This is a genomic window from Saccharopolyspora rectivirgula DSM 43747 (assembly GCF_000497205.1).
GTDB classification, from domain to species: Bacteria; Actinomycetota; Actinomycetes; order Mycobacteriales; family Pseudonocardiaceae; genus Saccharopolyspora; species Saccharopolyspora rectivirgula.
In genome coordinates, this window is the sequence record NZ_AYJW01000059.1 from 1 (window position 1) to 24,811 (window position 24,811).

28 protein-coding genes and 1 pseudogene are annotated in these 24,811 nt (G+C 67.8%); 13 read left to right on the forward strand and 16 right to left on the reverse strand.

What is annotated here, in order from left to right:
• The 7 genes and pseudogenes from hypD to SREC43747_RS19885 all read right to left on the reverse strand — a co-directional run.
• A partial coding sequence (gene hypD / locus SREC43747_RS0115030; RefSeq protein ID WP_029722127.1) for a hydrogenase formation protein HypD occupies nucleotides 1–1,114 on the reverse strand: 1,114 nt, incomplete at its 3' end.
• Nucleotides 1,115–1,124: 10 nt separating this feature from the next.
• Complete coding sequence (locus SREC43747_RS0115035) at nucleotides 1,125–1,394, reverse strand: HypC/HybG/HupF family hydrogenase formation chaperone (protein ID WP_029722128.1); 270 nt, start codon at nucleotides 1,392–1,394, stop codon at nucleotides 1,125–1,127.
• On the reverse strand, nucleotides 1,395–2,108 hold the full coding sequence (locus SREC43747_RS0115040; protein WP_051388062.1) for a D-sedoheptulose-7-phosphate isomerase: 714 nt from the start codon (nucleotides 2,106–2,108) through the stop codon (nucleotides 1,395–1,397). It lies immediately after the preceding gene.
• A 6-nt stretch (nucleotides 2,109–2,114) separates the two neighbouring features.
• A pseudogene (locus SREC43747_RS22175) lies at nucleotides 2,115–2,381 on the reverse strand (HypC/HybG/HupF family hydrogenase formation chaperone); the annotation flags it as partial.
• On the reverse strand, nucleotides 2,318–2,932 hold the full coding sequence (locus SREC43747_RS0115045; RefSeq protein ID WP_029722130.1) for a D-sedoheptulose-7-phosphate isomerase: 615 nt from the start codon (nucleotides 2,930–2,932) through the stop codon (nucleotides 2,318–2,320). The gene SREC43747_RS0115045 and the pseudogene SREC43747_RS22175, both read right to left, overlap by 64 nt.
• A 52-nt stretch (nucleotides 2,933–2,984) precedes the next feature.
• Entirely contained in the window at nucleotides 2,985–3,656 is a 672-nt protein-coding gene (locus tag SREC43747_RS20315; protein WP_152528428.1) for a hypothetical protein, read from the reverse strand.
• Between the two features lie 32 nt (nucleotides 3,657–3,688).
• Complete coding sequence (locus SREC43747_RS19885) at nucleotides 3,689–4,294, reverse strand: hydrogenase maturation protease (protein WP_081722618.1); 606 nt, start codon at nucleotides 4,292–4,294, stop codon at nucleotides 3,689–3,691.
• A gap of 244 nt (nucleotides 4,295–4,538) precedes the next feature.
• Between SREC43747_RS19885 and SREC43747_RS0115060 the strand changes: the two genes are divergently transcribed.
• Together SREC43747_RS0115060 and SREC43747_RS0115065 are read left to right on the forward strand one after the other, a co-directional pair.
• Nucleotides 4,539–5,810, forward strand: coding sequence for an ATP-grasp domain-containing protein (locus SREC43747_RS0115060; protein WP_029722133.1), 1,272 nt, complete (start codon nucleotides 4,539–4,541; stop codon nucleotides 5,808–5,810).
• Nucleotides 5,811–5,821: 11 nt separating this feature from the next.
• Nucleotides 5,822–7,846 carry a CocE/NonD family hydrolase gene (locus tag SREC43747_RS0115065; RefSeq protein WP_029722134.1) on the forward strand — a complete coding sequence of 675 codons (2,025 nt, stop codon included), beginning with the start codon at nucleotides 5,822–5,824 and terminating at the stop codon, nucleotides 7,844–7,846.
• 4 nt (nucleotides 7,847–7,850) lie between these two features.
• Here the strand turns inward: SREC43747_RS0115065 and SREC43747_RS0115070 are convergent, their stop codons facing one another.
• Together SREC43747_RS0115070 and SREC43747_RS0115075 are read right to left on the reverse strand one after the other, a co-directional pair.
• Entirely contained in the window at nucleotides 7,851–8,297 is a 447-nt protein-coding gene (locus SREC43747_RS0115070) for a DUF6292 family protein (protein ID WP_029722135.1), read from the reverse strand.
• Nucleotides 8,298–8,330: 33 nt separating this feature from the next.
• Complete coding sequence (locus SREC43747_RS0115075) at nucleotides 8,331–8,738, reverse strand: DUF2267 domain-containing protein (protein ID WP_029722136.1); 408 nt, start codon at nucleotides 8,736–8,738, stop codon at nucleotides 8,331–8,333.
• 146 nt (nucleotides 8,739–8,884) lie between these two features.
• Between SREC43747_RS0115075 and SREC43747_RS0115080 the strand changes: the two genes are divergently transcribed.
• Together SREC43747_RS0115080 and SREC43747_RS0115085 are read left to right on the forward strand one after the other, a co-directional pair.
• Complete coding sequence (locus SREC43747_RS0115080) at nucleotides 8,885–9,175, forward strand: hypothetical protein (RefSeq protein WP_029722137.1); 291 nt, start codon at nucleotides 8,885–8,887, stop codon at nucleotides 9,173–9,175.
• A gap of 108 nt (nucleotides 9,176–9,283) precedes the next feature.
• The gene (locus tag SREC43747_RS0115085) at nucleotides 9,284–10,468 is read left to right on the forward strand and encodes a site-2 protease family protein (protein WP_029722138.1); all 1,185 of its coding nucleotides are present in this window, start codon (nucleotides 9,284–9,286) and stop codon (nucleotides 10,466–10,468) included.
• A gap of 8 nt (nucleotides 10,469–10,476) precedes the next feature.
• Here the strand turns inward: SREC43747_RS0115085 and SREC43747_RS0115090 are convergent, their stop codons facing one another.
• Together SREC43747_RS0115090 and SREC43747_RS0115095 are read right to left on the reverse strand one after the other, a co-directional pair.
• Nucleotides 10,477–11,529 (reverse strand): type III polyketide synthase, encoded by a 1,053-nt coding sequence (locus SREC43747_RS0115090; protein WP_306413793.1) that lies wholly within the window; start codon nucleotides 11,527–11,529, stop codon nucleotides 10,477–10,479.
• 5 nt (nucleotides 11,530–11,534) lie between these two features.
• Nucleotides 11,535–12,734 carry an acyl-CoA dehydrogenase family protein gene (locus tag SREC43747_RS0115095; RefSeq protein WP_037332169.1) on the reverse strand — a complete coding sequence of 400 codons (1,200 nt, stop codon included), beginning with the start codon at nucleotides 12,732–12,734 and terminating at the stop codon, nucleotides 11,535–11,537.
• A 188-nt stretch (nucleotides 12,735–12,922) separates the two neighbouring features.
• Here SREC43747_RS0115095 and SREC43747_RS0115100 point away from each other — a divergent pair, with 188 nt between their 5' ends.
• Nucleotides 12,923–13,738 (forward strand): UbiA family prenyltransferase, encoded by an 816-nt coding sequence (locus SREC43747_RS0115100; RefSeq protein ID WP_029722141.1) that lies wholly within the window; start codon nucleotides 12,923–12,925, stop codon nucleotides 13,736–13,738.
• Nucleotides 13,739–13,808: 70 nt separating this feature from the next.
• Here SREC43747_RS0115100 and SREC43747_RS0115105 read toward each other — a convergent pair whose 3' ends face one another.
• The 3 genes from SREC43747_RS0115105 to SREC43747_RS0115115 form a co-directional block, all read right to left on the reverse strand.
• Nucleotides 13,809–14,078, reverse strand: coding sequence for a GlsB/YeaQ/YmgE family stress response membrane protein (locus SREC43747_RS0115105; RefSeq protein WP_029722142.1), 270 nt, complete (start codon nucleotides 14,076–14,078; stop codon nucleotides 13,809–13,811).
• A gap of 66 nt (nucleotides 14,079–14,144) precedes the next feature.
• Complete coding sequence (locus SREC43747_RS0115110; RefSeq protein WP_029722143.1) at nucleotides 14,145–15,056, reverse strand: DMT family transporter; 912 nt, start codon at nucleotides 15,054–15,056, stop codon at nucleotides 14,145–14,147.
• 79 nt (nucleotides 15,057–15,135) lie between these two features.
• On the reverse strand, nucleotides 15,136–15,798 hold the full coding sequence (locus tag SREC43747_RS0115115; protein WP_160173009.1) for a DUF4383 domain-containing protein: 663 nt from the start codon (nucleotides 15,796–15,798) through the stop codon (nucleotides 15,136–15,138).
• Between the two features lie 158 nt (nucleotides 15,799–15,956).
• Here SREC43747_RS0115115 and SREC43747_RS21370 point away from each other — a divergent pair, with 158 nt between their 5' ends.
• Both SREC43747_RS21370 and SREC43747_RS0115125 read left to right on the forward strand, forming a co-directional pair.
• On the forward strand, nucleotides 15,957–16,241 hold the full coding sequence (locus SREC43747_RS21370; RefSeq protein WP_029722145.1) for a hypothetical protein: 285 nt from the start codon (nucleotides 15,957–15,959) through the stop codon (nucleotides 16,239–16,241).
• Nucleotides 16,242–16,296: 55 nt separating this feature from the next.
• A complete protein-coding gene (locus tag SREC43747_RS0115125) occupies nucleotides 16,297–16,764 on the forward strand; it encodes a hypothetical protein (protein ID WP_029722146.1) in 468 nt (155 codons plus the stop codon).
• A 1-nt stretch (nucleotide 16,765) separates the two neighbouring features.
• Here SREC43747_RS0115125 and SREC43747_RS0115130 read toward each other — a convergent pair whose 3' ends face one another.
• Both SREC43747_RS0115130 and SREC43747_RS19890 read right to left on the reverse strand, forming a co-directional pair.
• Nucleotides 16,766–17,167, reverse strand: a complete 402-nt coding sequence (locus SREC43747_RS0115130; RefSeq protein ID WP_029722147.1) for a ChaB family protein — start codon at nucleotides 17,165–17,167, stop codon at nucleotides 16,766–16,768.
• Nucleotides 17,168–17,234: 67 nt separating this feature from the next.
• On the reverse strand, nucleotides 17,235–17,636 hold the full coding sequence (locus SREC43747_RS19890; RefSeq protein WP_306413794.1) for a hemerythrin domain-containing protein: 402 nt from the start codon (nucleotides 17,634–17,636) through the stop codon (nucleotides 17,235–17,237).
• Nucleotides 17,637–18,011: 375 nt separating this feature from the next.
• Between SREC43747_RS19890 and SREC43747_RS0115140 the strand changes: the two genes are divergently transcribed.
• The 6 genes from SREC43747_RS0115140 to SREC43747_RS0115170 form a co-directional block, all read left to right on the forward strand.
• The gene (locus SREC43747_RS0115140) at nucleotides 18,012–19,220 is read left to right on the forward strand and encodes an MFS transporter (RefSeq protein WP_051388060.1); all 1,209 of its coding nucleotides are present in this window, start codon (nucleotides 18,012–18,014) and stop codon (nucleotides 19,218–19,220) included.
• A gap of 207 nt (nucleotides 19,221–19,427) precedes the next feature.
• Nucleotides 19,428–20,432 (forward strand): NAD(P)-dependent oxidoreductase, encoded by a 1,005-nt coding sequence (locus tag SREC43747_RS0115145; RefSeq protein ID WP_029722150.1) that lies wholly within the window; start codon nucleotides 19,428–19,430, stop codon nucleotides 20,430–20,432.
• A 23-nt stretch (nucleotides 20,433–20,455) separates the two neighbouring features.
• Entirely contained in the window at nucleotides 20,456–21,508 is a 1,053-nt protein-coding gene (locus tag SREC43747_RS0115150; RefSeq protein ID WP_051388061.1) for a DUF1015 family protein, read from the forward strand.
• A gap of 138 nt (nucleotides 21,509–21,646) precedes the next feature.
• Entirely contained in the window at nucleotides 21,647–22,822 is a 1,176-nt protein-coding gene (locus tag SREC43747_RS0115155; RefSeq protein WP_029722152.1) for a GAF domain-containing sensor histidine kinase, read from the forward strand.
• Nucleotides 22,823–22,839: 17 nt separating this feature from the next.
• Nucleotides 22,840–23,445 (forward strand): response regulator, encoded by a 606-nt coding sequence (locus SREC43747_RS0115160; protein ID WP_081722623.1) that lies wholly within the window; start codon nucleotides 22,840–22,842, stop codon nucleotides 23,443–23,445.
• Between the two features lie 514 nt (nucleotides 23,446–23,959).
• A partial coding sequence (locus SREC43747_RS0115170; RefSeq protein ID WP_037332175.1) for an MIP/aquaporin family protein occupies nucleotides 23,960–24,811 on the forward strand: 852 nt, incomplete at its 3' end.

Sequence of the window (24,811 nt, forward strand, 5' to 3'; positions counted from 1 at the left end):
CCTCCTTGACGCGCTGCCGGTTGAACCTGCCGTAGTTGAAGTAGGCAGCGCACGCGCCTTCCGGTGAGACCATGCAGGTTCCAATGGGTGTTTCCGGGGTGCACGCGGTGCCGAACACCTTGCACTCCCACGGTTTGAGCACGCCCTTGAGCACTTCTCCGCACTGGCAGGACTTGGGATCCGCCACCCGGACCCCGGGCAGGTCGAACCGCTTCTCCGCGTCGAACTTGGCGTATTCGTCGCGCAGCCGCAGCGCGGAGTGGGAGATGAACCCCAGCCCCCGCCACTCGAAGTACGGGCGCAGTTCCATCGTGCGGCTGATCGCGCGCAGAGCGTTCGCATTCCCCTCTTGCGGGACCACTCTGCTGTACTGGTTCTCCACCTCTGACCGGCCTTCCCGGATTTGCCGCAGCAGCATGTAGACCGACTGCAGGATGTCCAGCGGCTCGAACCCGGACACGACCAGCGGCTTCCGGTACTGGTCGGCGATGAACTCGTACGGTCGACATCCGATCACAGTGGATACGTGGACTGGACCGAGGAAACCGTCCAGGCGCTGGTCCGGCGAGTCCAAGATGGCTTTGATGGCCGGGATGATCGTCACGTGGTTGCAGAACACGGAGAAGTTGTCCAGGTCTTCCTGGGCCGCGCGCAGCAGGGTCATCGCGGTCGACGGCGCAGTGGTCTCGAAACCGATGGCCAAGAAGACGACGTCCAGGTCGGGGTTCTGCCGGGCGATCCGCAGCGCGTCGAGCGGCGAGTAGACCATGCGGATGTTGGTCCCCTCCGCATTGGAGTCGAAGAAGGAGCCGTTGCTGCCGGGAACTCGCATCATGTCGCCGAAGGAGGTCATCAGCACGCCCGGCTGTCGGGCTATGTGAATGGCGTCGTCCACCCTCCCCATCGGGATCACGCACACCGGGCACCCCGGACCGTGCACCAGTGAGACGTTCTCCGGCAAGTAGTCCTCGATGCCGTGCTTGTAAATGGTGTGCGTGTGACCTCCGCACACTTCCATGAACTTGTACTCCCGACCCGGGTCGCACAGACGGCTGATCTCAGCGGCCAGCGCCCGAGCCTTGGCCGCATCCCGGTACTCGTCGACGAAACGCATAGGAGGTCCTTCAGTCTATGCTCGATTCCTGCAGCGCATCGAGCTCGTCGTCATACGCCTGCCCCACGTTGCTGAGGAAGTCCAGCACCGCCTTGGCTTCTTCTTCATCTATTTTGGACAGTGCAAAACCGACGTGGATGAGCCCCCACTCCCCGACCGCCGGTGGTTCGCCCAGCAAGCCGATGTTGATGTTCCGCCGCACCCCGCTGACGTCCACCTTGGCGATGTCGTCCCGATCGGACGAAACCTCGACGATCTCACCCGGAATTGCCAGACACATCTACCCGACCCCGTTCCCACTCGTGCGCTCCAGAGCCAGCACGGTCATCTCCCACAGCGCGTGGTAGAGCGTGGTCTGCGCTTCCTGGATGCGGTGCACCGACGAGGACGGCACGACGAACAGGTAATCGATGCTGTTCAATTCGGCCATCTTCCCGCCCCGGTCGCCGGCTATCCCAACGGTCAACATCCCGTTCTGCGCAGCCTGCTCGAAAGCCCGCAGCAGATTCGACGAATTGCCACTGGTGGACATCCCGACGGCGATGTCGACCGGACGGCCGAACGCGGCTATCTGGCGAGCGAAGACCACGTCGAATCCGACGTCGTTGGTCAACGCGGTGACGACCGCCATGTCGCTCGCCAACCCGATCGAGGGCAACGCGCGCTGCCCCGGGCCGGGGTTGAGGAAGAGGCTCGCCAGCTCCTGGGCGTCCGTCGAGCTGCCACCGTTGCCGAAGGTGAGCAGTCGACCTCCGGCGGCGAACCGCTCCGCCATCAGCCGCGAGCACTCGACGAGCTGTTCGCGGTAGTTCTGCAGCACCTTGGCCCGCAGTTCGGCGACCTCCCGCACCTTGTCGACCGTCGACCGCCGGACTTCGGCGAACACCGCCTGCGTTCGATTCGGCCCGGCGTCCAGGAACGGGTACAAGCTGGTCAGGGAGAACTCCTCTCCTGCCGAAGCAGGAGCTGCACCGCCGCCAACGGGTTCTGTCATCGAATGCTCCTCCACAACAGCGATCGCCTCTCCCGCGTGCACCAGTACGGTGTCCCCCGGTCCGGCGGCCACCAACGCGATGCTGACCTCCTCCTGCCCCGACTCGGTTTCCACCACTGCCAAGTCGTCCGACGAGGTGCGCACGATCTTGGCCTCGACCGCTTCGTCGGAGCACGTCGTGCAGGATTCCCCAGCGCAGTCACCGCTTCTCACTTGACCACTTCCGATTCGAGGCAGGACGGTTGCTCGAAGAAGACGTGCACCAACTCCCACAGCACGTGGTACGTCGTGACGTGCATTTCCTTGACCACGCGCGGGTCGCTGGAGCGGACGTTGAGCACGTGGTCGAGTTCCGCGGAAGCGATCTTCCCCCCGCTACCACCGGTGAGCGCGATGGTCAGCAATCCCAGCTGCCGGCTCACCTGCAGTCCGCGCAGCACGTTCTCGCACTCCCCGTCCGAGGAGATGCCCAGCGCGATGTCCACCGGATCGGCGAGGTGGTGGATCTGGTGGGCGAACACCTCGTCCATGCCGACCCCGGCGGCCACACCGGTGAGCGTGGCTATGTCGTTGGTCAACGAGATGGCCGGCAACGCCCTCTTGCCCACGATCACCGGGTGGACGAATTCCACCGCGACGTGTTGGGCGTCAGTGCTGGTTCCGCCGTTGCCGAAGACCACGAGCTTGCCGCCCCGGTGGAACCGCACCGCCATGGCGTGACAGGCGTTCACGATCTTCTCGGCTTCGTCCTCCAGCAACACCGCTTCGCGCTGCTGGAGGAAGGTGTCCAAATCGCGCACAGCGTCCTCATCAGAGCATCGCATCCGCAGGACCTTTCCTGGACGTGGCTTCGGCGAGCTCACGCTATGCCCGCTGTTAATCACCCACAAATTGATCAACAGCCGATCGATCCGACTCGACCGGACCCTCCACTGCGGACTTGAGCGCTTCTGCCACGACGATGACGTCCTCCGGTTCTTCCGCGCTGTTCCCGGCGAAGCGCACCAAGGACAACGACTTGCACCGGATCGGATCAGTCCTCGCGGGCAGACGTGTCCCGAAGGTGCTCTCCCAGCCGATTTCATCCGGACGAGCGTGCAGCACGCTCAAGGACTTCCCGGAACTCACCTGCCCGTCCGGGAGGACCACGACGGCCCTGTCGAAGTCGACCACCACTTTGCAGAAGTCCGACACGCGGATGCTGAAATCGGCGAACTGAACCGGCAGTTGTTCGGTTTGCAGACGATCGATCACCCGACGTCCGAACTGCTCGACAGCGGACAGCTCAGGGGGACACACGCTGGCCACCAGGACGCGACCAGCCGGTGGATCGGCGTCGAGGACCTCGAGCTCCTCGCTGCTGAAGAAGAACCGGTGCCCGAGCTGGCCCATCGGTCCCATGTCGAAGGCCTGGTCGCTCTCCAACCGCACCACGGCACAGGTGCGCCCGTCCGTTCGGTGCTCGACCCGCTCCACTTCCGCGGTGCGGCCCGCCAACGCCAGATCGAAGATGTCGGCGCGCTGCCGCGGGTTCAAGCGGACTCTCATGCCTTCGCGCAACCGCACTGGTTCGGTGGGATTCACGTGTCACCTCGGCCTGGATCCGGGGCGTGCGGACGTTGACTGCCAGGGCACGCCGGGGCGGTCACTTTAAGTCGCCGATCGGAGCGCCGCATCCCGCTCTCGTCGCTGCGGGCCGCCACCAACGACCCGTGCACGTCGGCCAAGAGATCGCGGACCACGTCGACGGCCGGGGCCACAGCGGCGGCCACCGGCTCGCTCAGCCGCATTCCCGGAGAGCAGTCCTCCGGTTCGCAGCCGACCACCAGAGCCCGCGAGACCCTCGCCCCGAGGGTCTTGCACAGGCCGAGCACCGCTTCGGGGTTCATGCCGTGCCCGTCCAGCGCAGCTGTCGGTTGCGGGTTCGAGAAGTCCTCGTCCAGATCGGGTTCGACGACGTAGAGCGTGCCGGGTGCGCCTCCGCGCGGCAGGGCGTCGACGATGATCAGCACCTGGTAGTCCTCCAGCAGTTCGTAGGCCAGGTGCACACCGCGGATGCCGTAGTCAGTCACCTGCACCCAGTCCGGCAGCGACTGGTCCAGCAGCCGGTTCACCACCTCGACCCCGAAGCCGTCATCACCGAGGAAGACGTTGCCAACCCCGGCCACCAACACCTGTTTGGACATCGCGCCGCTCTCCGTTCCGGTGGCCTTCCCCCGCCGGTGCTCGTTCGCGCCCAGCAGCTATCGAGTCTGGGCTTTTCGCGCAGGAAAGCCACCGGAGTCACAAGACCGCATTACCCCTGCGGGCGGTGCGCGCCGTCGAGCAGGCTGGAACCGGTGGTGCGGGGGCCGGCGGTCAGCTCTCCGCATCCTGCTGCTCCGCACCGTGCGGGGCATGACCGCACCACGTGCCGGGTAGCCAGTTCAAGTGGCAGATCAGACGCGCAACGTCTTCGTCCTGGGGCTCGACGACCGCAACCTGGCTCTGATGCAGAACTTGCCGAACGCCAGTTCGCTGCGGTTCCACCGGCTGCTGACCCGGGAAGAGCTGATGTACGTCGAGGCTCCGGTGGGTGAACTGCTGGACCGGGCCCGGGACGAGTTGAACTCGTTCGACAGCACCATCGACGCGATCGTCGGGTATTGGGACTTCCCGGTCAGCTCCATGGTGCCGGTGCTGTGCCGGGAATACGGGCTCCCCGGGCCGAGCCTGGAAGCTGTGCTCAAGTGCGAGCACAAGTACTGGAGCCGGATCGAGCAGCGCAAGGTGGCCCTGTCCTTTCCTCCGTTCGAGCTGGTGTCCCTGGAGAACGATCCGGAACCACCGCGGTTGAACTACCCGTACTGGCTCAAACCGGTGAAGTCGTACTCCTCCGCGTTCGCCTACAAGATCAGCAGCGCGGAGCAGTTCCACCAGGCCGCGCAGGAGATCCGCACCGGCATGGAGTACATCGGAGAAGCCTTCGACCACTTCCTGGACCAAGCGGAGGTGCCCGCAGAAGTGGCGGCCGCGGGTGGCTCGGCTTGCCTGGCCGAAGAACAGGTCAGCGGTCAGCAGATCACCGCTGAAGGCTACAGCTACCGCGGCCGACCGCACGTCTACGGGATCATCGATTCGATCTGCTACCCGGACACCCCGAGCTTCCTGCGGTACCAGTACCCGACGCAGCTGCCCGGGGAGATCGTCCAACGGGTCACCGACGTCAGCTGCCGGGTGATCAAGCAGATCGGTCTGGACAACTCGGCCTTCAACATCGAGTTCTTCTGGGACGGCGAGCGGGACCGGATCAACATCCTGGAGATCAACCCGCGGATCTCGCAGTCGCACGCACCGCTGTTCACCTACGTCGACGGGGTGCCCAACCACCACTGCGTGGTGCGGGTGGCGCTCGGAGAAGACCCGCACATGCCGCGGCAGCGAGGTGAGCACCGCAGCGCTGCGAAGTGGTTCTGGCGTACTTTTTCCGACGGTGTCGCCGAACGCGTGCCCAGCGCCGAGGACGTGCAGCGGGTGCAGGAAGAAGTGCCCAGCGCGGTGGTGGACATCATCGCCGAGCGGGACCGGCGGCTGTCCGAATTGCCCGCGCAGGACAGCTACAGCTACGAGCTCGCCGCCATCTACCTGGGCGCTCCCGACCAGGAGCAGCTGCGGACCAAGTACCAGAAATGCCGTGAGCTGCTGCCGTTCGAGATCAAGTAGGTGACCAGCGAATGCGGATCGTTACTTCCCTGCCCCACGAGGTCAAGGAAGAGGAGCACGTGTGGATCCCGGTGCGGGATGGCACCCGGTTGGCCGCGCGGATCTGGCGGCCGGTTTCCTCCGACACCGAGCCGGTGCCGGGCATCCTGGAATTCATCCCCTACCGGAAGCGGGATCTCACCGCCCGGCGCGACTCCATCCACCACCCCTACATGGCCGGTCACGGATATGCGTGCGTGCGAGCCGATCTGCGCGGCAGCGGTGACTCGGAGGGCGTGCTCGCCGACGAATACCTCGAGCAGGAGCTGGAAGACGCCGAGGACGTGCTGGCTTGGCTGGCCGAGCAGCCGTGGTGCACCGGGCGGACCGGGATGATGGGCATCTCCTGGGGTGGCTTCAACGCGCTCCAGTTGGCGGCGCGGCGCCCGCCGAGCCTGTCAGCCGTGGCGATAGTCAGCTTCAGCGACGACCGCTACAGCGACGATGTGCACTACATGGGTGGCTGCTTGCTCAGCGACAACCTGTCCTGGGCGTCCACCATGTTCGCGTACAACTCGAGCCCACCGGACCCGGCGATCGTCGGGGACCGGTGGCGGGAGATGTGGCACGAGCGGCTGGCCAAGAGCGGCCTGTGGCTCGAGAAGTGGTTGTACCACCAGCGGCGGGACGAGTACTGGAAGCACGGGTCGGTCTGCGAGGACTACAACGACGTCGGCTGTCCCGTGCTCGCAGCCAGCGGTTGGGCCGACGGCTACTCCAACGCCGTCTTCCGGTTGATGCGGCACCTGCGGGTGCCCCGCAAGGGCTTGGTGGGGCCGTGGTCGCACAAGTACCCGCACATCGGGCAACCCGGTCCGGCCATCGGGTTCCTCCAGGAGTTGGTGCGCTGGTGGGACCGCTGGCTCAAGGACATCAACAACGGCGTGCTGGACGGCCCGGTCCTCTACACCTGGATGCAGGAGAGCGTGCCGCCCTCGACTTCCTACACCGAACGCCCCGGCCGGTGGGTGGGTGAACCGAGATGGCCCTCCCCCAACGTCAAGACCGTTCGGTACCCCTTGGGCCAGCACGTGATCGGTGCTCCTGGGCAGGAGACCGCGTCCCGCCCGCTCACCGTGGAATCCCCTTTGTCGGTGGGGAAGTTCGCCGGCAAGTGGTGCTCCTACAACGCTCCGCCCGACCTTCCCTACGACCAGCGGGAGGAGGACGGCGGTTCGATGGTGTTCGACACCGAACCGCTCGAGGAGCGCTGCGAGATCCTTGGGGCGCCCGTGGTGGAGTTGACCTTGGAGGTGAACCGGCCGGTTGCCCTGGTCGCCGCCCGGCTGTCCGATGTTTCACCCGACGGCCGGGCCACCCGGGTCACCTACGGGCTGCTGAACCTCACCCACCGGAACAGCCACGAGGATCCGGAGCTGCTGCGTCCCGGTCAGCAGTACCGGGTGCAGATCCAGCTCAACGGGGTCGCCCAAGCGTTCCCGGTGGGGAACCGCATCCGGCTCTCCCTGTCCACTTCGTACTGGCCGTTGGCCTGGCCGCCCCCGGAACCGGTGCGGCTGACCGTCCACCCCGAGTCGAGCGCGCTCATCCTCCCGGTGCGTTCCCGGCAGCCCTCCGCGGAACTCCCCACACCGGTGTTCGGCGAGCCGGAGGGCACTCCGCCGCTGTCCACCGAGCAGCTCATCCCCGGGGAGCAGCGGTGGGTGGTGTCCCGGGACCTGGCCGACTACTCCTCGGCGTTGGAGGTGGTCAAGGACCTCGGCGTGGTCCGGTTCGAGGAGATCGACCTCGACGTCGGCAGACGTGCCTACGAGCGCTACAGCTGGGTGGACGACGACTTCCAGAGCGTGCGCGGGAACATCGAGTGGACCATGCGCTTCACCAGGGGGGACTGGACCGTGCGCACCGTCAGCCGGACCACGCTCACCTCCACGCCGACCGACTTCCACCTGCACGCCGAGCTGGACGCCTACGAGGGCGAGGAGCGGGTCTACAGCCGGAACTGGAGCCGGGTGATCCCGCGCGATCACGTCTGATCGCTCAACCAGGGGTGTAGGGGTCCTGCCCCGCCCCGATGGTCGCCAACCGCTCGACCAGGGCTTGGTCCTGGGGATCCAGCGGATCGGGGCGGTCGTCGTGCCCCTGCAGCTCACCCGAGTCGATGAGCTGCAGCCAGGCGGCCACCGTTTCCGCATCGGGAACGCGGGAGGCGGCGTCCGCTTCCCGGCTGACCCGGTAGTAGGTCCCGGCCTGCTGGGTCTGGTAGTACCACCCCGATCGGGGTTCCCAGGACACCTGCAGGCCGGGCACTCCGACCAGTTCGATCTCGATCTTCGCCTCGGCCGGGTAGACCCGGGCGTGCTCCAGGCCGATCCCGAGCACCGAGGCGTCCGCGACGACTTCCCGCAGGTATCCGTGCACGGCGTCCGAGAGGTCCCGCGCGCCGCCGGTGTGCTGGCGGATCTGCTCGTTCAACTCTTCATGCATGCGGCTCACTTCTGCCCGCTCGACCTGTGACCGCTACTGGCTCGGCTTGCGCGGGGTGTTGATCAGCTCCCGGAGGTCATCGGTGAGCGTTTCCCGGACCTTGTCCATCATGCTTCCCTGGGTGGCCTCCTCGAGCACCTCGAAGACCACTCGGGACGCTTTGTCCGCTTGCTGTTCGGGAAACCCCGACCGGACGCTGACCCGGTGGATGAACTCCTCCCGGTCGAACCGCTCCCCAGTTCCGGAACCGCCTTCCACTTCGGTGCGGCGCAGGTTCTCACCGATTTCCCGGGGTAGCTGGTCGGCCAGGTTGTCCGCCAGTTGTTCGGGGATCCGTTCCCCCAGTGTTTCCAAGGTGGCCCGGGTCGCCCCTTCGGCCTCTCCCCTGCTGGCCAGTTGAGCCCGGTCTTGGACCTGCCCGATGAAAGCGTCGTGCCGCATGGAGCCCTCCGAAATACCTGAAGCAGCGATGGCCACCGAGTACCCGGGCCGCTCCGGGTTGCACACGTGCTGCCGGGTCCCGTTCCGGGATGCCCTGGATTGAGGCCCCGGCCACGACGGGTAACCACTGGTCCGAGGAGGTCGACATGAGCGAGGACGTGAAGGTATTGAAGCTCGGTGACCGCGAGTTCGCGGCCGAGGTGTCCGAGGGCGGCGCAGCCACCGAGCACCGCATCACCTTCCCGGAAGGGTTCTTGGACGAGAACCTGCCCAGCACCGATCTGGACGAGAAGCGGCTGATCGCCGAATCCCTCAAGTACCTGTTGCAGCAGGTGCCCGGTACCGCTCTGCCGCACGACATCGACCTGGAGAACGTCCATCGGAGCGACCCGGAGTTCATCGGTGAGCTCCGCTCCCGGATGACCACCCCCGGTTGATCGGTTGCCGGGCGGGGGGATCGCCGTGCAACGGCGTGGTGGCCCGGTCCGGGTCGTGGGGCGACCCGCTGTTGCGTTCTGCTCTGGAAGGCGGCTGCGCAGTAGACGATGAAAGACACGGTTCCGCTGGGCAGGATCGCCGGTGTCCGGGTGGGCTTGCACTGGAGCGCGGTGGGGATCGTGCTGCTGGTGGCCATCGGGGTGGGTGGTTTCCAGCTCCCGGCCCTGTTCCCCGGACAGCCGGGGTTCGCCTACGCCCTGGCGGGCCTGACCAGTGCTGTGCTGCTGCTGGTCTCGCTGCTGGGCCACGAGATCGCCCACGCCGTGGTGGCCAGGAGGAACCACATCGGCGTGGACGGGATCACCCTGTGGCTGCTGGGCGGGGTGGCCAGGCTCCGGGAAGAGGCCCGCACCCCGGGCGCGGATTTGCGGATAGCGGTGGTCGGACCGGTGGCCAGCGCGGTGCTCGCGCTCGTCTTCGGCCTGAGCGGCTGGGGGTTGGCGAGCCTGGGGGCAGGTCCGCTGCTGGTGGCGGTTCCGGCGTACTTGGCAGTGCTCAACCTGGTCCTCGCGGTCTTCAACCTGCTCCCCGCGGCCCCGCTGGACGGTGGCCGGGTGCTGCGCTCGATCCTGTGGCGTTGGCGTGGCGACCAGCACCAGGCGGCCGTGTGGTCGGCGCGGGCCGGGCGAGCCTTCGGTTTCCTGCTCATCGCCGCGGGCATCGTCCGCCTGGTGATGCAGGGCGCCGAAGGCGTGTGGTGGGTGCTGCTGGGCTGGTTCCTCAGCGGTGTTGCTGGTGCGGAGGAAAAGCAGGCCCGGGCTGCTGCGCGCCTGGCGAAGGTGCAGGTGCGAGACGTGATGTCACCGCACGTCCCGGTGGCCGAGGACGCCCAGTCCGCCGCCCAGTTCCTGCGGGAGAGCCCGTACGCGCTCCGGGACCAGCCGGTGGTGCTCACCGGGCCAGCGGGAGAGGTGCGCGGCCTGTTGGCGCCGGCCAAGGTGCGGGCACTTCCGCCGGAGTCCTTGGCGACCACCAGGCTCGCCTCGGTGTGCTGGCCGAGCAGCGACGTGCCGCAGGCCCAACCGGACGAACCGCTCAACGCCCTGCTGCCCCGGCTGGAGAGGGCCGCAGCGGGGCGGGTTCTGGTGTTCGACGCCGGCCGGTTGGTCGGCATCGTTTCCCGCAGCGAGGTGGTCAGGGCGGCCAGCGAGGACGCCCGGAAACCGGCGCCGGGCCGAGACCCTGGACGACTTCCGCCACCCGGGTGGTGGTACCCGGGGCAGCGCAGGTAGCTCCCGGCTCAACCGCCGGACTCGTCGGCGCAGCGCAGCAAGGCCGCGTACAGGGTCAATCCGGGACCGAAAGCGAGCCCGAGCACGTGCTGCCCAGCTCGTAGACCACCTTCGCGCAGCAGCCTCTCCAGCACCAGCAGCACGGTCGCGGACGAGCAGTTGCCGCAGTCGGCCAACACCTGCCGGGACGCCTGCAGGGCTTCGGGGGGAAGCTGCAGCGCCTCCTCCACGGTGCGCAGAATGCGCGGCCCGCCGGGGTGCACCGCCCACGCTGCGACGTCCTCGCGCCGCAGACCGTTGCCGAGCAGCAGCCGGTCCACCGCCGGCTCCAGGTGGCGGGCGAGAACGTCCGGCACCGCGCGGGACAGGCCCATCCGGAATCCCAGGTCGGTGATGTCCCAGGTCATGTGGTCGCTGGTGCTCGGGTCGGTGACCGAGGCGATGTCCACCACCACGAGCCCGCTGCCGGGGGCGGGCCGCGGTTGGAGCACCACCGCGGCCGCCGCGTCCCCGAACAGCGCGTGCGACACGATCTGCTCCGGATCGCTGGTGGGCGGTTGGATGTGCAAGGAGGTCAGTTCGACGCACACCAGCACGGCCGGCCGGTGCTGGGCCATCACGAAGGCCGCGGCGCTGTCCAGTGCCGGGAGCGCCGCGTAGCAGCCCATGTGCCCGACGAGCAGGCGCTTGGTGTCCGGTTGGAAGTCGAACGCCTCCAGCAACTTGATGTCCAGGCCGGGCGTGCTGTAGCCGGTGCAGGAAACGACGACCAGCAGCCCCACCTCGGACGCCGCGATCCCCGCCTGCGCCAGGGCGTCCGCCACCGCGCGCTGTCCCAGCGGGGGCGCTTCCGCGGCGTAGCGCCGCATCCGCTCCCCGGTGGACCACTCCGTCAGGTCCTCCTTCACCGGGTTCGCCACGGTGTGACGGCGGTGCGCGCTAGCGCTGGCGAAGATCCGTTCGGCGAGCCGACTTCCGTTGAAGTGATCGCGGAAGAAATCCGCCCACAGCACGTTCTGCTCGACGGCGTCTGGAAACGCCGTCCCGAATCCGGTCAGCACCGCGTTCACCAGCGCGGCAGCTCGCTGTCGTGGTCGGGATCGCCGTTGAGCACCGCGGTCCCGAGCCAGTCGGCGCAGACGTCCGAAGTGGCTGGCTGCAGCGCCCCGCACCGCGCGTCCCGGTAGATGCGCTCCAGCGGATGCCCGCGTCGGGTGGCGGAGGCGCCCGCCGCTTCCAGCGCGGTCGACGCGACTTCGGCAGCGGTGTCCCCGGCGACCAGTTTGGCCCGCCACACCCACCGGTTCGTCTCCGGTTCACCGGGGTGGTCGGTGACTCGACGGGCGGCTTCTCGGACGACTGCTTCCGCTCCGGCAACGGCCGCGTCGGCCCGCCCCAGCCGGGCCCGTGCACCCGCGAGCCCGCTCAGTCCGCGCTCCTTCAGGTGCGCGCCGGCCGCCTGCAGCGCCGAACGGGCGACGCCGACGTAGACCGCCGCGTAGGACGACACCACCCACTGCGGCATCAGCTGCACGAGCGGGAGCGTCACCCCCTCGACTCCACCGAGCAGTCCGCTGCCGTCGATCTCGACGTCGAAGTGGACGTCGTGGCTGGCGGTGGCCCGCATCCCCATCGCGTCCCACGTCCGCTCGACCCGCGCTCCCGGTCCCGCGGGCACCAGGAAGTACGAGATGTTCGGTTCGACCGCGTCCGCTTCCCGCGCGGTCACCAGGAAAGCGTCGGCGTGTTCCGCTCCGGAAACGAAGGTCTTGCTCCCCGTGATCCGGAAACCCCTCGCGGTCCGCCGATAGCTGGTGGTGGTTTTGGACAGTCGGGAACCGGAACCGCGTTCGCTCATGGCCACCGCGTACAACGCCCCGGTGGCGGCTTCGGCCAGGAGCCGGTCGCGCTCGTCGAAGAATTCCCTTCTCGCCCCGAAAGCGCTCAGCACCTCTTCGGAGAGCTGGGCCAGGGCTCCGGTCACCGAAGCGTGCATGTTGAAGATCAAGGCGGTGGATCCGGAACCTTCGGCCAACTCCATCGCTATCTCGGTGTAGTCGCTGAAAGTGGCGCCGCAGCCGCCAAGATCGACCGGGACCATGAGGCCGAGCAGCCCTCGCGCCCGCAGATCGTCGAAGTCGGCGACGGGAAAATCCCCTGTGCGGTCGTATTCCTGGGCCCGGTCGGCGATGCGTGGAACCAGGGCGCGCACTGCCCGTCGAGCAGCGTCCGGGGTGACCGGATCGGTGAGCGAGTGGACCGGCAACGGCTGTCACCTCCGTTTCAGCTGCGGGCCAGCTTCCCAGCAGACCGCGTACCCGCCGCTGCGAAACCGACGACGTGCCGCGATTTTCACCGGTGACCGCGCCCTCGGCAGCGGGTGCGCGCCAGTTCGGTGCACCGTGCGTGCCAACCGGGAAGTGCTCCAGACCAAAGGCTGGCACACTCGGCTCCGTGCGGCATGTTGCGGAGGTGGGGTGGGCACTGGCCCGTGCTTCGCACCCCTTCCCGGCCGTCGCGGTCACCGCGATGGCCGCCGGTCTGGGTGTCACCAGTGGGGCCGCACCGGGTGCGGCGGCGGTTCTGGCTGCCGCGGTTTTCGCCGGCCAGCTGTCGGTGGGTTGGCTCAACGATCTGGTCGACGCCGAGCGGGACGCTGCGGTGCACCGAGCGGGCAAACCGGTTGCGGCAGGCGCTGTTCCCCGGCGCGTGATCTGGGCGGCGACCGCGCTCTCCGGGGTGGGGGCGGTGGTGCTCTCCCTGCCGTTCGGTCCTGCTGCCGCCGGTGCTCATCTGCTGGCGTTGGGATCGGCGTGGGCCTACGACCTGGGGGTGAAGGGCACCGCGCTGTCGGTGCTGCCGTACGTGGTGTCGTTCGGCCTGCTCCCGGTGTTCATCACGCTCGCTGCGGCCGACCGGTTCCCACCTGCTTGGCTCGCCGCGGCCGCCGCGCTGCTGGGGGCGGGCGCGCACTTCGCGAACGCGCAACCGGACCTCGCTGACGACCGGGCCACCGGGGTTCGCGGGCTGCCGCACCGGCTGGGAACCACCGGTGCGCTGGTGGCGGCCGCTGCGCTGGTGCTGGCGGCCACCGGGGTGCTGTTGACCGCCCCCGAGGTGCGCTGGCAATTGCTACCGGTGTCGGCCGGTGTGGTGGGGACCGGGTTCCTGCTCAGCCGCCGCCCCGGTTCCCGGGCGGCGTTCCGGGCGATCGTGCTGGTGGCCCTGCTCAACGTCGCGGTGCTGCTGAGCACCGGGCCTCCCCGATGACCGGTGGAACGAGGAGTTCCCTTGCCGGCACCTGCGGACGCCGACAAGGGAACGGTCTGCTCAGCAGGGATCACCTGCCGGCCGGAGAGCGGTGGAAGATCATCCGGTAGATGAGCAACAGCACCAGCGAGCCGACGATGGCCCAGATGAAGCTCATCAAGTTGAATCCGGTGACACCGCCTCCAGCCCCCAATGCGCTGCTCACCCAGCCTCCGAGCAACCCTCCGGCAATTCCGATCAGGATGGTGACGATGATCCCGCCCGGGTCTTTACCGGGGAGGATGAGTTTGGCGACCGCTCCAGCGATAAGGCCGAAGAGGATCCAGCTCAGGATTCCCATCGTGCCTCCTTCCTCTACGGGGTGATCCCTCAGGATTCCCCGTTCGGGGTGTGGTTATGCCAGTGATTAACCACCAGTTGTTCTTCTTCCGGTCTGCTCCTCCTCCCGCCGGAGCCGTTCACTGCGCCGGGCCAGCACGACCACTCCCATGACCAGGACCAACGCCCCGAGGACTTCCCCGGCCAGTGCACCGGGTGTGGTGGCGACGTGCTCGCCGAACCAGGTCACCCCGGCCGCAACGCTGACCAGCGGGTCGGTGATGGTGACGATGCTCAAGGCAGGTGAGAGGAAAGCCCCTCCTTGGAAAGCGTTCTGGCTGAGCAGGAAGCCGGCGGGACCGATCAGGCAGACGACGTACAGCGGCCAGTGCTGGAACGGCTCCGCTATTCCGCCGAACCGGATTTGGCCGGCCACCGCTTTCATCATCGCCGCGGTGATGCCGTAAAGCACCCCGGTGGCCAGCGCCAGCGCCAGCGCCCTGATCTCGCCGCTGAGCCTGAACGCGGCGAACAGGCACACCAGCACGATCCCGCCGAGCAGGAGAACCAGCCCGACGCCCTCCCGGCCGATGGTGAAGTCCTTGGCCCCGCCGGGGCGGGCGAACCCGAGGAACAACGACAGCCCCGCGGCGCAGCACACCACCCCGGTCAGCAGGATCCGATCGGCGGGCTGCCGGGACAACCACGCGGAGAACACCGCCGCGAACAGCAGACTGGTCAGCAGCAGCGGCTGGACCAGCAGCAGCGGCCCGAAGGCCAGGGCCACGATCTGCAGCGACAGCCCACCCACCACGGTGACCACGCTGAGCACCCATGCCGGGCGCTTCACCAGGACGAAGAGCAGCCGCGGGTTGATGGCGCTGAGCTGCGGCACCTGCTTGGTCGCTCGCTGCTGGACCACGCTGGCCATGCCGAAGCTCGCAGCTCCGACCACAGCAGCCGGAACCGCGATGGCGAACACAGGGCTACCGGTTTCCACCCCACCATCGTCCTGGTTCAGCGCGTTTCTGCTGGGTGAGCGCCTCGTGTTCCTCCCGGTGACCGGCTAAGCCGCCCCTTCAGCTGGTGGCTCCTCTGCGCTGCCAATTCCGGTAGGCTCGTTCGCGTTCGGCTTCTCGGCGGCGTTGCTGGTCCAGCCGGACTTCGGCCTCCTGCTCGGGAGTCGCGGTGCCCTCCCCCATCGCCATCTCGGCCTGGGTCAGCCGCTGGTCCTCCTCGTCGAGCTCGGCTCGACTACCTGCCGCCAGCTGTTCGTCCGGCTCAGGCCGCTGCTTCCGGATGGGGTGCCTCCGCCGGTACGGGTTGTCCGGGGGCAGGCCGCCGGACACCCGCCCGTACATCCCCAAGAAGAGCAAGACCAGTCCGACCACCAGGCTGAACAGCACATTGGACAGGCGGAACGCCAGGGGGTTCCACGAGGTGTTGATCAGACCGAGGTGGACCAATCCGGAAAGCAGGAACAAACCCCCGAATGCGATGGCCGAGGTGGAGGAGACCGTGCCGCCCCACAGCGCGGCTGCGATCAGCAGCACGGCGGCGACGATGGAAATGACGGACAGCGCCCCGTTGGTGGACAGCCCCAGCACCTGCTGGCCTTCGCTACCGATCCAGGAGACTCCCCGGCTCAAACCTGTGATCGCGAAAACCAGCAGTCCGATCCCCAGGATGCCTGCCCCTACCCGGTGCACCATGTCCACTGCACTGGCCCGCCTCTGGTTCATCGCGACACGCTCCTCGTGAATCGGTTTGCAGTTCTTGATTGCCCGCCGCGGGGTGAACCGAAACGCCATCCCGGGGGGACCGTCGATCACCGCACCGCGAGCGCTCACTCGTCCTCGGGTGGCATGTCGGCCGGCAGGTGGCGAGGGCGCGGTGGGTTTTGCGGAGGCTGCTCGGGTTCTTCTGGAGCGGGTTCTTCCGGGCCGATCCGGTCACCGGCTCCTTCGTCGCAACCGGTGTCGTGCGGATCACCGCTCGGGGGCTGCTCCGCGTCTTCCGACCCGGTCGCGGTGGCTGCGCCATGTCGTTCTCCCGGGAACGGCTTCTTCGTCTCATCACCGGCTTGCCGTTCGACGTGCCGGGCAAACGGCTGGCGCGTTTCGGCTCGACCACCCCCGGGGAAATCGGTTTGGCGTGGTCCGCCCTGCGGCGGGCCGCTCGGTGAACCGTGCTGGGGGTCGTCCTGCGGGGGCACCAGCACCTGTGCGGAGGAGGTTCCCATGGTTCATTTGCTGCGCGGGCTGGCTGCTGGCGCTGCTGGGACGACGGCGTTGAACGCGCTGACCTATCTGGACATGGCGTTGCGGGGACGACCGGCCAGCACCACGCCCGAACAGACGGTGGAGAAAGCCGAAGAACTCCTCGGCAGATCGCTGGACGACTTCGGCGAGCAGGAGGCGGCGAACCGGCGTTCCGGGGTGGGGGCTTTGCTGGGCATCGCTTCCGGCTTGGCGACCGGGGTGGTCTACGGGGCCATGCGCGCCCGGTGGCCCCGGCAAAACCTGCTGGTGATGGGAGCAGTGGCCGGGGCCATCGCGAACGTGGGCACCACGCTGCCGATGACCGCTGCGGGCATCACGGACCCGCGGCAGTGGCCGGTGAGTTCCTGGCTCATGGACCTCATCCCGCACCTGGGCTATGGCGTGGTCACCGCCTGGTCCTACGAGTTGTTCACCAAGCGCGGCTAGTTCAGCGCTTCCGCGCTTTGCGGGTCCGCGAAGCGCTCTCCTTCTGCAACGCCTCGGCGAGTTCGCTCTTGGTCATCGAAGACCGGCCGCGGACGCCGAGCTCGCGGGCCCGCTCGTACAGATGCCGCTTGCTGGCGTTGACGTCCACTCCACCGGCGGTCGACCGCTGCCGTTGCCCCGCCCCGCCTTCGGCTTGCTCGTCGGAGGGCCCGCGGCGCTGCTTCGGCATCCAGCGGTCACCGACCTTCTCGTAGTCGTGCTTCAGCGCCGAGTACGCGGTCTGATGGGCGCGCCGGCCTTCCCCGTAGGTCCGGACCGCGCTGTCGTGCGCCTTGAGCCAGGTTTCTTGGGCCCCCTTGGGAGATCGCCGCAGTGTGGAGGGCAGTTCGTCGCGTGCTGGCATGGTTTCCCCTTTCAGCGCGTGCTCGGTCAGCGCGCACGGCCGGTGAGCGCGTCCCGCAGCCGGTCGATCATGCAGCCCCCGGGTCCAGCGGCAGGTTCGCCGGTGGGTGGCCCGGGGCAGCCGGGTGCGGACGGGTGGGAGCGACCTGCCCGGCCATCTCGATCTTGTTCCCCAGGTCCAGCAGCTGGTTGGTGTCGCACGCCCGCTGCAGCTTGGGGAACGGGTCTTGCTCCTCGTCGGAGATGTGGTGCCGGATGTCGGCGATGAGCTCGCGGATGAGCCGATCGAATTCCGGGGCCTCGGGACCGAGGGGTTCGAGCTGTTCCACCAACCGTTCGGCCTCGGCGTGTTCTGCGATCTCGTGGTCGGCCAGTTCAGCTCCGTCGGGGAGCTCTTCCCGGGCGACCGGGTACAGGTGCTGCTCTTCGGCAACGGAGTGCCGCACGAGCTCGACGATGATGTGGTCCACCAAATCCCTCCGCTGCTCGGCGGTCAGCCCGCCGCGCTCGTAGTCCCGGAAACCCGTTCCGCCTCTCGGTGGCCGGTGACCAGCACGTCGACCAGGTCGCCCTTCTGCTGCGCGGTGTGCGGCGTCGGCATCTCCTCACACCGGTCGCCGCTGTCCGCAAGATTCCCGCAGCAGGGGCGGATTAAACGGTGCCGCGATGTCCAAGATATCCCGGTCGCGCGGAAGATCCCCGTTCTTCTGGTTCCCGCTCGGCGGCCAGCACCCCGAGGCCCACGATGTGAACGCTTTAGAGTGCGGTGAGGAGATCGGAAGGAGCGGGTTGGCAGCGTTCAGCTTCGTGCACGGGGTTCGGTCAGCGCTCGACGGTGCACCGCCATGCCGGTAGGCAATCGCCGGACAGCCGGGCCGCTCGCCTTGCTGCTGCTGTCCGTTCTCGCCACCCAGACTTCGCTGCACCTGGCCAGGCCGCTGATCTCCTACCGGGTCATCGCGCTGGGCGGGGACGCGCTGGCCGTCGGTCTGATCACGTCCGCCTACGCCTTGCTCTCCTTGGTGGTGGCGCTGCCGCTGGGCCGCTACACCGACCGCACCGGGCGCACCGTCGCCGTGCTGCTCGGCGGAACCTTCCTGCTGGCCACCGGGGCTGCCCTGCTGGGGGTGTCGTCGTCCTTGCCGGCGCTGGGCGCCTCCAGCGCCGTCCTGGGGTTCGGGCACATCGCGTTCATGCTGGGCGGGCAGGGCTTCACCGCTTCCCTGGGGAGGGACCGCGATCTCGACCGCAATTTCGGCCTGTTCACCGCCGCGACTTCGGGCGGCCAGCTGCTCGGCCCATTGCTGGTGGGCCTGCTGCTGGAGGAACAGCCCACCGAGCGGTTGACCGCCGCCACCGCGAACGCCCTGCACGTCGCGGCACTGATCTGCTGCGCCGCGATCCCCACCGCGCTGCTGCTGCGCCGCACCGGGACGAGCGGCGGCAAGACCGGTACGGGCGGTCCCGCCCCCGGGGTGCGGGCGATGCTGCGCCGCCCGGGCATGTTGCCGGGCCTGTTCAGCAGTCTGGCGCTGCTGGCGGCGGTGGACATCCTCACCGCCTACCTGCCGCTGATCGCCCACGAACGAGGCATTCCTCCGGCGCTGACCGGCTTGCTGCTGGCGGTGCGCGCAGCGACTTCCCTGCTCTCCCGGTTGTCCCTGGCCTGGATGACGGCCCGCTGGTCCCGCAAGGCGTTGATCATCACCAGCTCGCTCGGCGCCGGGTTGTCCTTGGCCATCACGTCCCTCCCGGTCAGCGGCCCGGTGCTGATGGCGGCAGCCCTGGGGCTCGGGGGGTTCCTGCTCGGGATCGGCCAGCCGCTCACCATGACCGCGGTGGTGAAGTCGGTTCCGGACACGGCCAGAGGCGCGGCTCTGGCCGTGCGGCTGTGGGCCAACCGGATCGGCCAGATCGCCATGCCGGCCGCTGCCGGAGCGTTCGCCGGTGTCCTCGGCGCCGCCGGGGCCCTCTGGTTCTCCTGCGGAGTGCTGGTGGCAGCTGCTGGCTCGATGGCGACCACCGGCACCGCACCGCACCAGCCGGAGGAGTGAACCACCTTCGCGGCAACCACCCGGCACCGGGCCCCCGCAGCCGCTCGGAGGAGCCGAAACAGCTGGTCGGGGCCGGTAGCTGGATGAGTTGAGCAGCATCGGCGGCGTGTTGACGGCGGTATGCCGGCCAGTCACCATTGCGCCAACAGCGACCGGCGGGGCAACCGCCGGCCTTGTGCCGGCCAACCGTCAGCTGAGGAGTGGCCGATGCGAATCCTTCTTGCCGATGCTTTTCCGCAACCGCACCTGCAGCAGCTGGCCGACCGCGGTCACCACTGCGTTTACGAGCCGGACTTGACTTCTGGCGAACTCGCGGAACACCTGGCCGACTGCACCGCGCTGGTGGTGCGCAGCACTCGGGTGCCTGCCGAGGTGCTGGACAGCGCGGATTCGCTGCGCCTGGTCATCCGAGCTGGTTCGGGCACCAACACCATCGACTGCGCTGCCGCCTCCCGCAACGGGATAGCCGTCTGCAACGTGCCGGGCAAGAACGCGATCGCGGTCGCCGAACTCGCTTTCGGTCTGCTGTTGTGCATCGATCGCCAGATCGCGGACGCGGTGGCCGACTTGCGGGCCGGCTGGTGGAACAAGAAGAAGTACTCGCACGCCCGCGGCATCTGCGGGCGTCGGATCGGCGTCATCGGTCTGGGGCAGATCGGATTGGCCTTCGCCGAACGCGCGGCCGCGTTCGGCGCCGAGGTGCGCGCGGTGGCCAAACCGGGTCGATCTTCGGAAGTGCTGCAACGGGCTGCGGAAATCGGCATCGACTACGTCCCGGACCTGCCTGCCCTGGTCCGCGGTTGCGACGTGCTGTCCTTGCACCTGCCGGCCGCGGCGGAAACCCGGCACCTGCTCGACCGACGACTGCTGGCCGAGGTCCAGCCCGGCACGATCATCCTCAACACCGCGCGCAGCGATTTGATCGACGAGGACGCCCTCGTCGAAGCCATGGACACCAAAGACGTGCGGGTTGGACTGGACGTCTTCGCCGGCGAACCGGAGTCCGGCAGGGGGCGGATGAGTTCCCGGTTGGCAACGCACCCCAACGTCTACGGAACCCACCACATAGGAGCGTCGACGGAGCAGGCGCAGCACGCGATCGCTGCCGAAGTGGTCCGGATGATCGACGCTTTCCCCGAAGGGACGGTGTTGCACTGCGTCAACCAGGAGGTTCTGGGAACTCGCGAGTTGATCCCCGTTGAAACGCCATGAAAGGCCTGGGAGCGCGGCCTGCGGTGGGAGAAGGCCGTAGGACGGAGCTGCGACTGCCGCGGGTTCTGATCAACACCGGGCAGGACGGGGCGCTGGAGTCCCCGGGGCTCCCTCCGCAGCGGTTGGGCTCGCTGCTCGGCCACTACGAACGCGTCACTCCTCCCACCGCGGTGGTGTACCGGGTGAGTTGCGGCCCTCACCAGCAGACCGGGGTGGTGCTGGAAGTCCCCGTGGAGTACTACCGGGCCGGCCGGATCAAGCCGCACGAAGCGACGGCCGCCGACCGGGAGCGTCGACTGCTGCTGTTCACCGAGACCACCGGAGTAGAGCGGATGCCGGTCATGCTGGCGCATGCTCCGCGCACCGCCCTGCGCTCCCTGCTGCAGGAGGTGACCGCGGGACCTCCCCGGCTGCAGCGCTCCTTCGCCGATGGCTCGGTGCACACGGTGTGGGTCAGCGCGGACCCGCTGCTGTCCGAGGCCGTGCAGCGGGAAGCGAGCCAGCTGGAGTCGCTCTACATCGCCGACGGGCACCACCGGATGGCCACCGCCGTGCGCTACGCCGAGCGGCGAAGGCAGCTGGGCCCGGACCACCCGAGCGCGTTCACCATGGCCGTGCTCTTCCCCAGCGACGAGCTGAGGGTGCGCGGGTACCGCCGACTGCTGCGGATCCAGCCGGGGGTCTCCGATTCCGAAGTGCTCACCGCTTTGGCGGCGCTGCCGGTCACGGCCTGGCTGGAAGCCACCACCGACCGGTTCACCGCTCCCCGGTCCGTGTTGATCGGGCTCGACAACCGGAACTACCGGTTGTGGCTGCGCGGTACGCGTGGTGATCCCCGGAGCGCTCTGGACGCGGTGCTGTTGCAGGAGCGGGTGATACCGGGCATCGCCGACAAAGCGGTCCCGGTTCCGGCGGGTCGGGAGCAGATCGACGAGCGGGTGTTGAGCCTGGAACCGCACCCGCCCACCATCGAACAGATCATGGCGGTGTCCGATGCGAACATGCTGCTGCCGCCCAAGTCGACCTGGTTCGACCCCAAGGTGAGGCCGGGGTTGATCGTGCGCGAGCTGCGTTGACCGACAGTAGTGATCTAGACGACCCGACCAGGTTACTTCGACGACCGGCTGCGTAACATCATCTTCCGGCAGCCCGACCGGCTGCTGTCCACCGTCGTTGCACCGTCCGGTCTGCGGTGCTGTCCGGCTGGTTGTGCGATGAGCAGAGTAGACAAGGTCCCCGACTTCCGGACGAATGCCAGCGCTGAACGAGCTGTCGAGCGGGGTAGTCAGCTGACCGAGTTGCTCAGCGAGCACACCCGCGTTCTGCACCTGCTGGACACCACCGCTGCGCTGCGCGACCTGGCGAGGATGATGCGGGAGGGCTGTGGCGCGCACATCGGTCTGGCCGGCCCGATCGAAGCGGAGCGCCTGCTGGTGCTCCGGCAGTGGGACGGCACTCGGGCCACCGGTCTGCACGATCTGCACGTGCCCATGGGGTTGGGGCTCGGTGGGCTCGCCTACGCCAAGACGCACCCGGTGTGGGTCCTGGACTACCGGAGTTCCCCGCTGATCACGCACGACTTCGACAACGCGATTTCAGCTGATGGGATCAAGACCATGCTGGCCGTGCCGATGGTGCGTGGCGGGCAGACCTACGGCGTCGTCTACGCCGCGCTGCGCGAGGCCCGGGAGATCAGCGATCGGGTGTTGGACACCGCCACCCGCATCGCCGACGACGGCGCCATCGCGCTGCAGACCGCTGCCACCGCGCGACGGCAGCGGGAGGCCGCCACCAGGGCCGAGCGCCGCAGGATCGCCGCCGCGCTGCACGACTCGGTGGGGGCCCAGCTGTTCCGGATCGGCGCCGAGTTGCGCGACTTGCGCACCACCGCGGCTCACGGGCACACCGAGCTGGTGGACCGGCTGCTGCGGTTGGAGAAGCAGCTCGCCCAAACCGCGTCGGCGTTCCGGGAGTCGGTCCAGGCGCTCAACCAGCAGGAGCCCAGCCAGTCTTTGACCGCAACTCTGTCGAACGACTGCGCCGAGTTCCAACGGCGCACCGGGGTGGAAGCGCAAACGCTGGAAATCGGTGCGCTTCCGGAATGCGATGAGCACCGCGCCAAAGCGATCATCGCGGTCGTGCGCGAGGCGTTGCTCAACGTGGAGAAACACGCCAATGCCGATTCAGTGCTGGTGAGCTTGCTGCCGATGGACGGCGGCATCGCCGTTTCCGTGGCGGACGACGGCACCGGCTGGGGGGAGAGCACAGCTGCGAGCGGGATAGGTATGCAGACCATGCGCGACCGGGTGGAAGCGGTGGGTGGGACTTTTTCAGTGGTGACCAATGAGGACGGGGGTATTACCGTGCGTGTCTGGATGCCGGTCGCATGAGCGGGGAAATCCGCGTGATGGTCGTTGACGACCATCCCGTCGTGCTGGATGGCGTACGGCTGCTGCTTCGCGACGATCCGGCCATCACCGTGGTGGGAAGCGCGTCCAGCTGCTCGGAAGCGCTGGCTGTCGCCCGGGCTGAACAGCCCGATGTCGTGCTGCTGGACCTGCGGCTGCCGGACCAGATGGCCAGCGAGGTGATCGCTCCTCTGCGGCTGGCCGCACCGCAGGCTCGGCTCGTGGTGTTCACCGCTTATCGGGACCACGCGGCGCTGCAAGCCGCCCTGGATGCCGGCGTGGACGGCTGCCTGCTCAAGGACGCCGGGAGCACCGACTTGGCGAGCGCGATCCACCAAGCTGTGCAAGGGGTCAGGATTTTCGATCCGCGCATCGGAAAGGACAGCCCGCGAATGCGGTCCCGGCTTTACCGAACCGGCCTGACCCAGCGGGAGTACGACGTGCTCCGCCACGTGGCGGCTGGACGGACCAATCCGGAAATCGCTGAACAGCTGGGCATCACCCGGCACACCGTGACCGGGTACTTGCGCAACGCGATGCGCAAGCTCAACGCTCGCAATCGCATCGAACTCATCACCAAGGCGACCCGGTCGGGATTGCTCTGACCACCCCCTCAGTTGTGGGGTCCGGCCCTGCGATGTAGCTCTCATCCCCTCGTCCTTGCGGGACGAGGAACGGAAACAGGCCAGCTCAGCGAACCCCGGCAACGCAAGGCTGCCCACGCGTTGCACGCAGCACAGTGGAAAGTGGGCGCATGAACAAGATGTCGAGCCTGCTGCTAACCGTTGTCGCGGCGATCATCGCCATCGGTCTGCTGGTGCTGGCCTCCACCGTGGGCTGAACCAGCCTCCGCCACTGGCGATCAGCGCGACCGCACCCAATCTGACCTACTTCGTGGTGCCGGGCAACTGCCCGGCACCACGCATCTGCACTTGAGGAATATTCCACCGCTACTGGTCCACTACTGTGGACTGAACGCACATCTCCGAACTTCCTGTTTTCGCAAGCTCTGAATTCGCCAGAAAGCTTCAACGAGTTCTACACTTCCGGTGTAAACCAAGTCACTTCTCAATCGGCGCACTCAGTCTCGTCCAAACGTCTCTGCCAATAGGAGGACCGATGGCTGAGCACACCCAACGCCGCCCCGGCTACCGAGAAGGCCTCGGCGGGGAAATGCTGGCCGAGTTCCTCGGGACTTTCGTCCTGATACTGCTGGGCTGTGCATCGGTCGCGGTCGCGGTCGCAGGGCTGCCCGGATCAGGACGCCAGGAAGACCCGTTCGGTCCGGGAAACTGGCTCATCATCGCATTCGGCTGGGGTTTCGCAGTGGTGTTCGGCATCTACGTCGCCGGCGGCATCAGCGGAGCCCACATCAACCCGGCGGTGACTCTCGCCTTCGCCCTTCGCCGATCGTTCCCGTGGTACAAAGTGGTGCCCTACTGGGCTTCCCAGCTCGTCGGCGCTTTCGCTGCCGCCGCCGTGGTGTACGCCGTCTACTACCCGGCGATCAACGCCTTCAACGCCACGAACGGCGTGACCCGCTCGGAATCGCTGGACACCTTCGCCATCTTTGCCACCTTCCCCGCCGAGTACTTCGGTGGAGGATGGTGGGGGCCATTGCTGGACCAGATAGTCGGCACCGCGATCCTGGTTCTGCTGGTGTTCGCACTGATCGACACCCGCAACAGCGCACCCAGCGCCAACATGGGGCCGTTCATGATCGGCATGGTGGTCACGGTCATCGGTCTCTCCTTCGGCACCAACGCCGGCTACGCCATCAACCCCGCACGTGACCTCGGCCCTCGGATCTGGACTTTCATCACCGGGTGGGGAGACATCGCTTTCCCCGGCAATCACGAGTGGTTCAGCTTCTACTTCTGGATCCCAATAGCCGGCCCGCTCATCGGCGCGGTCGTGGGCGCACTGGTGTACGACCTGTTCATCGGACACGTGGTCCAGGCCCGCAGCAGC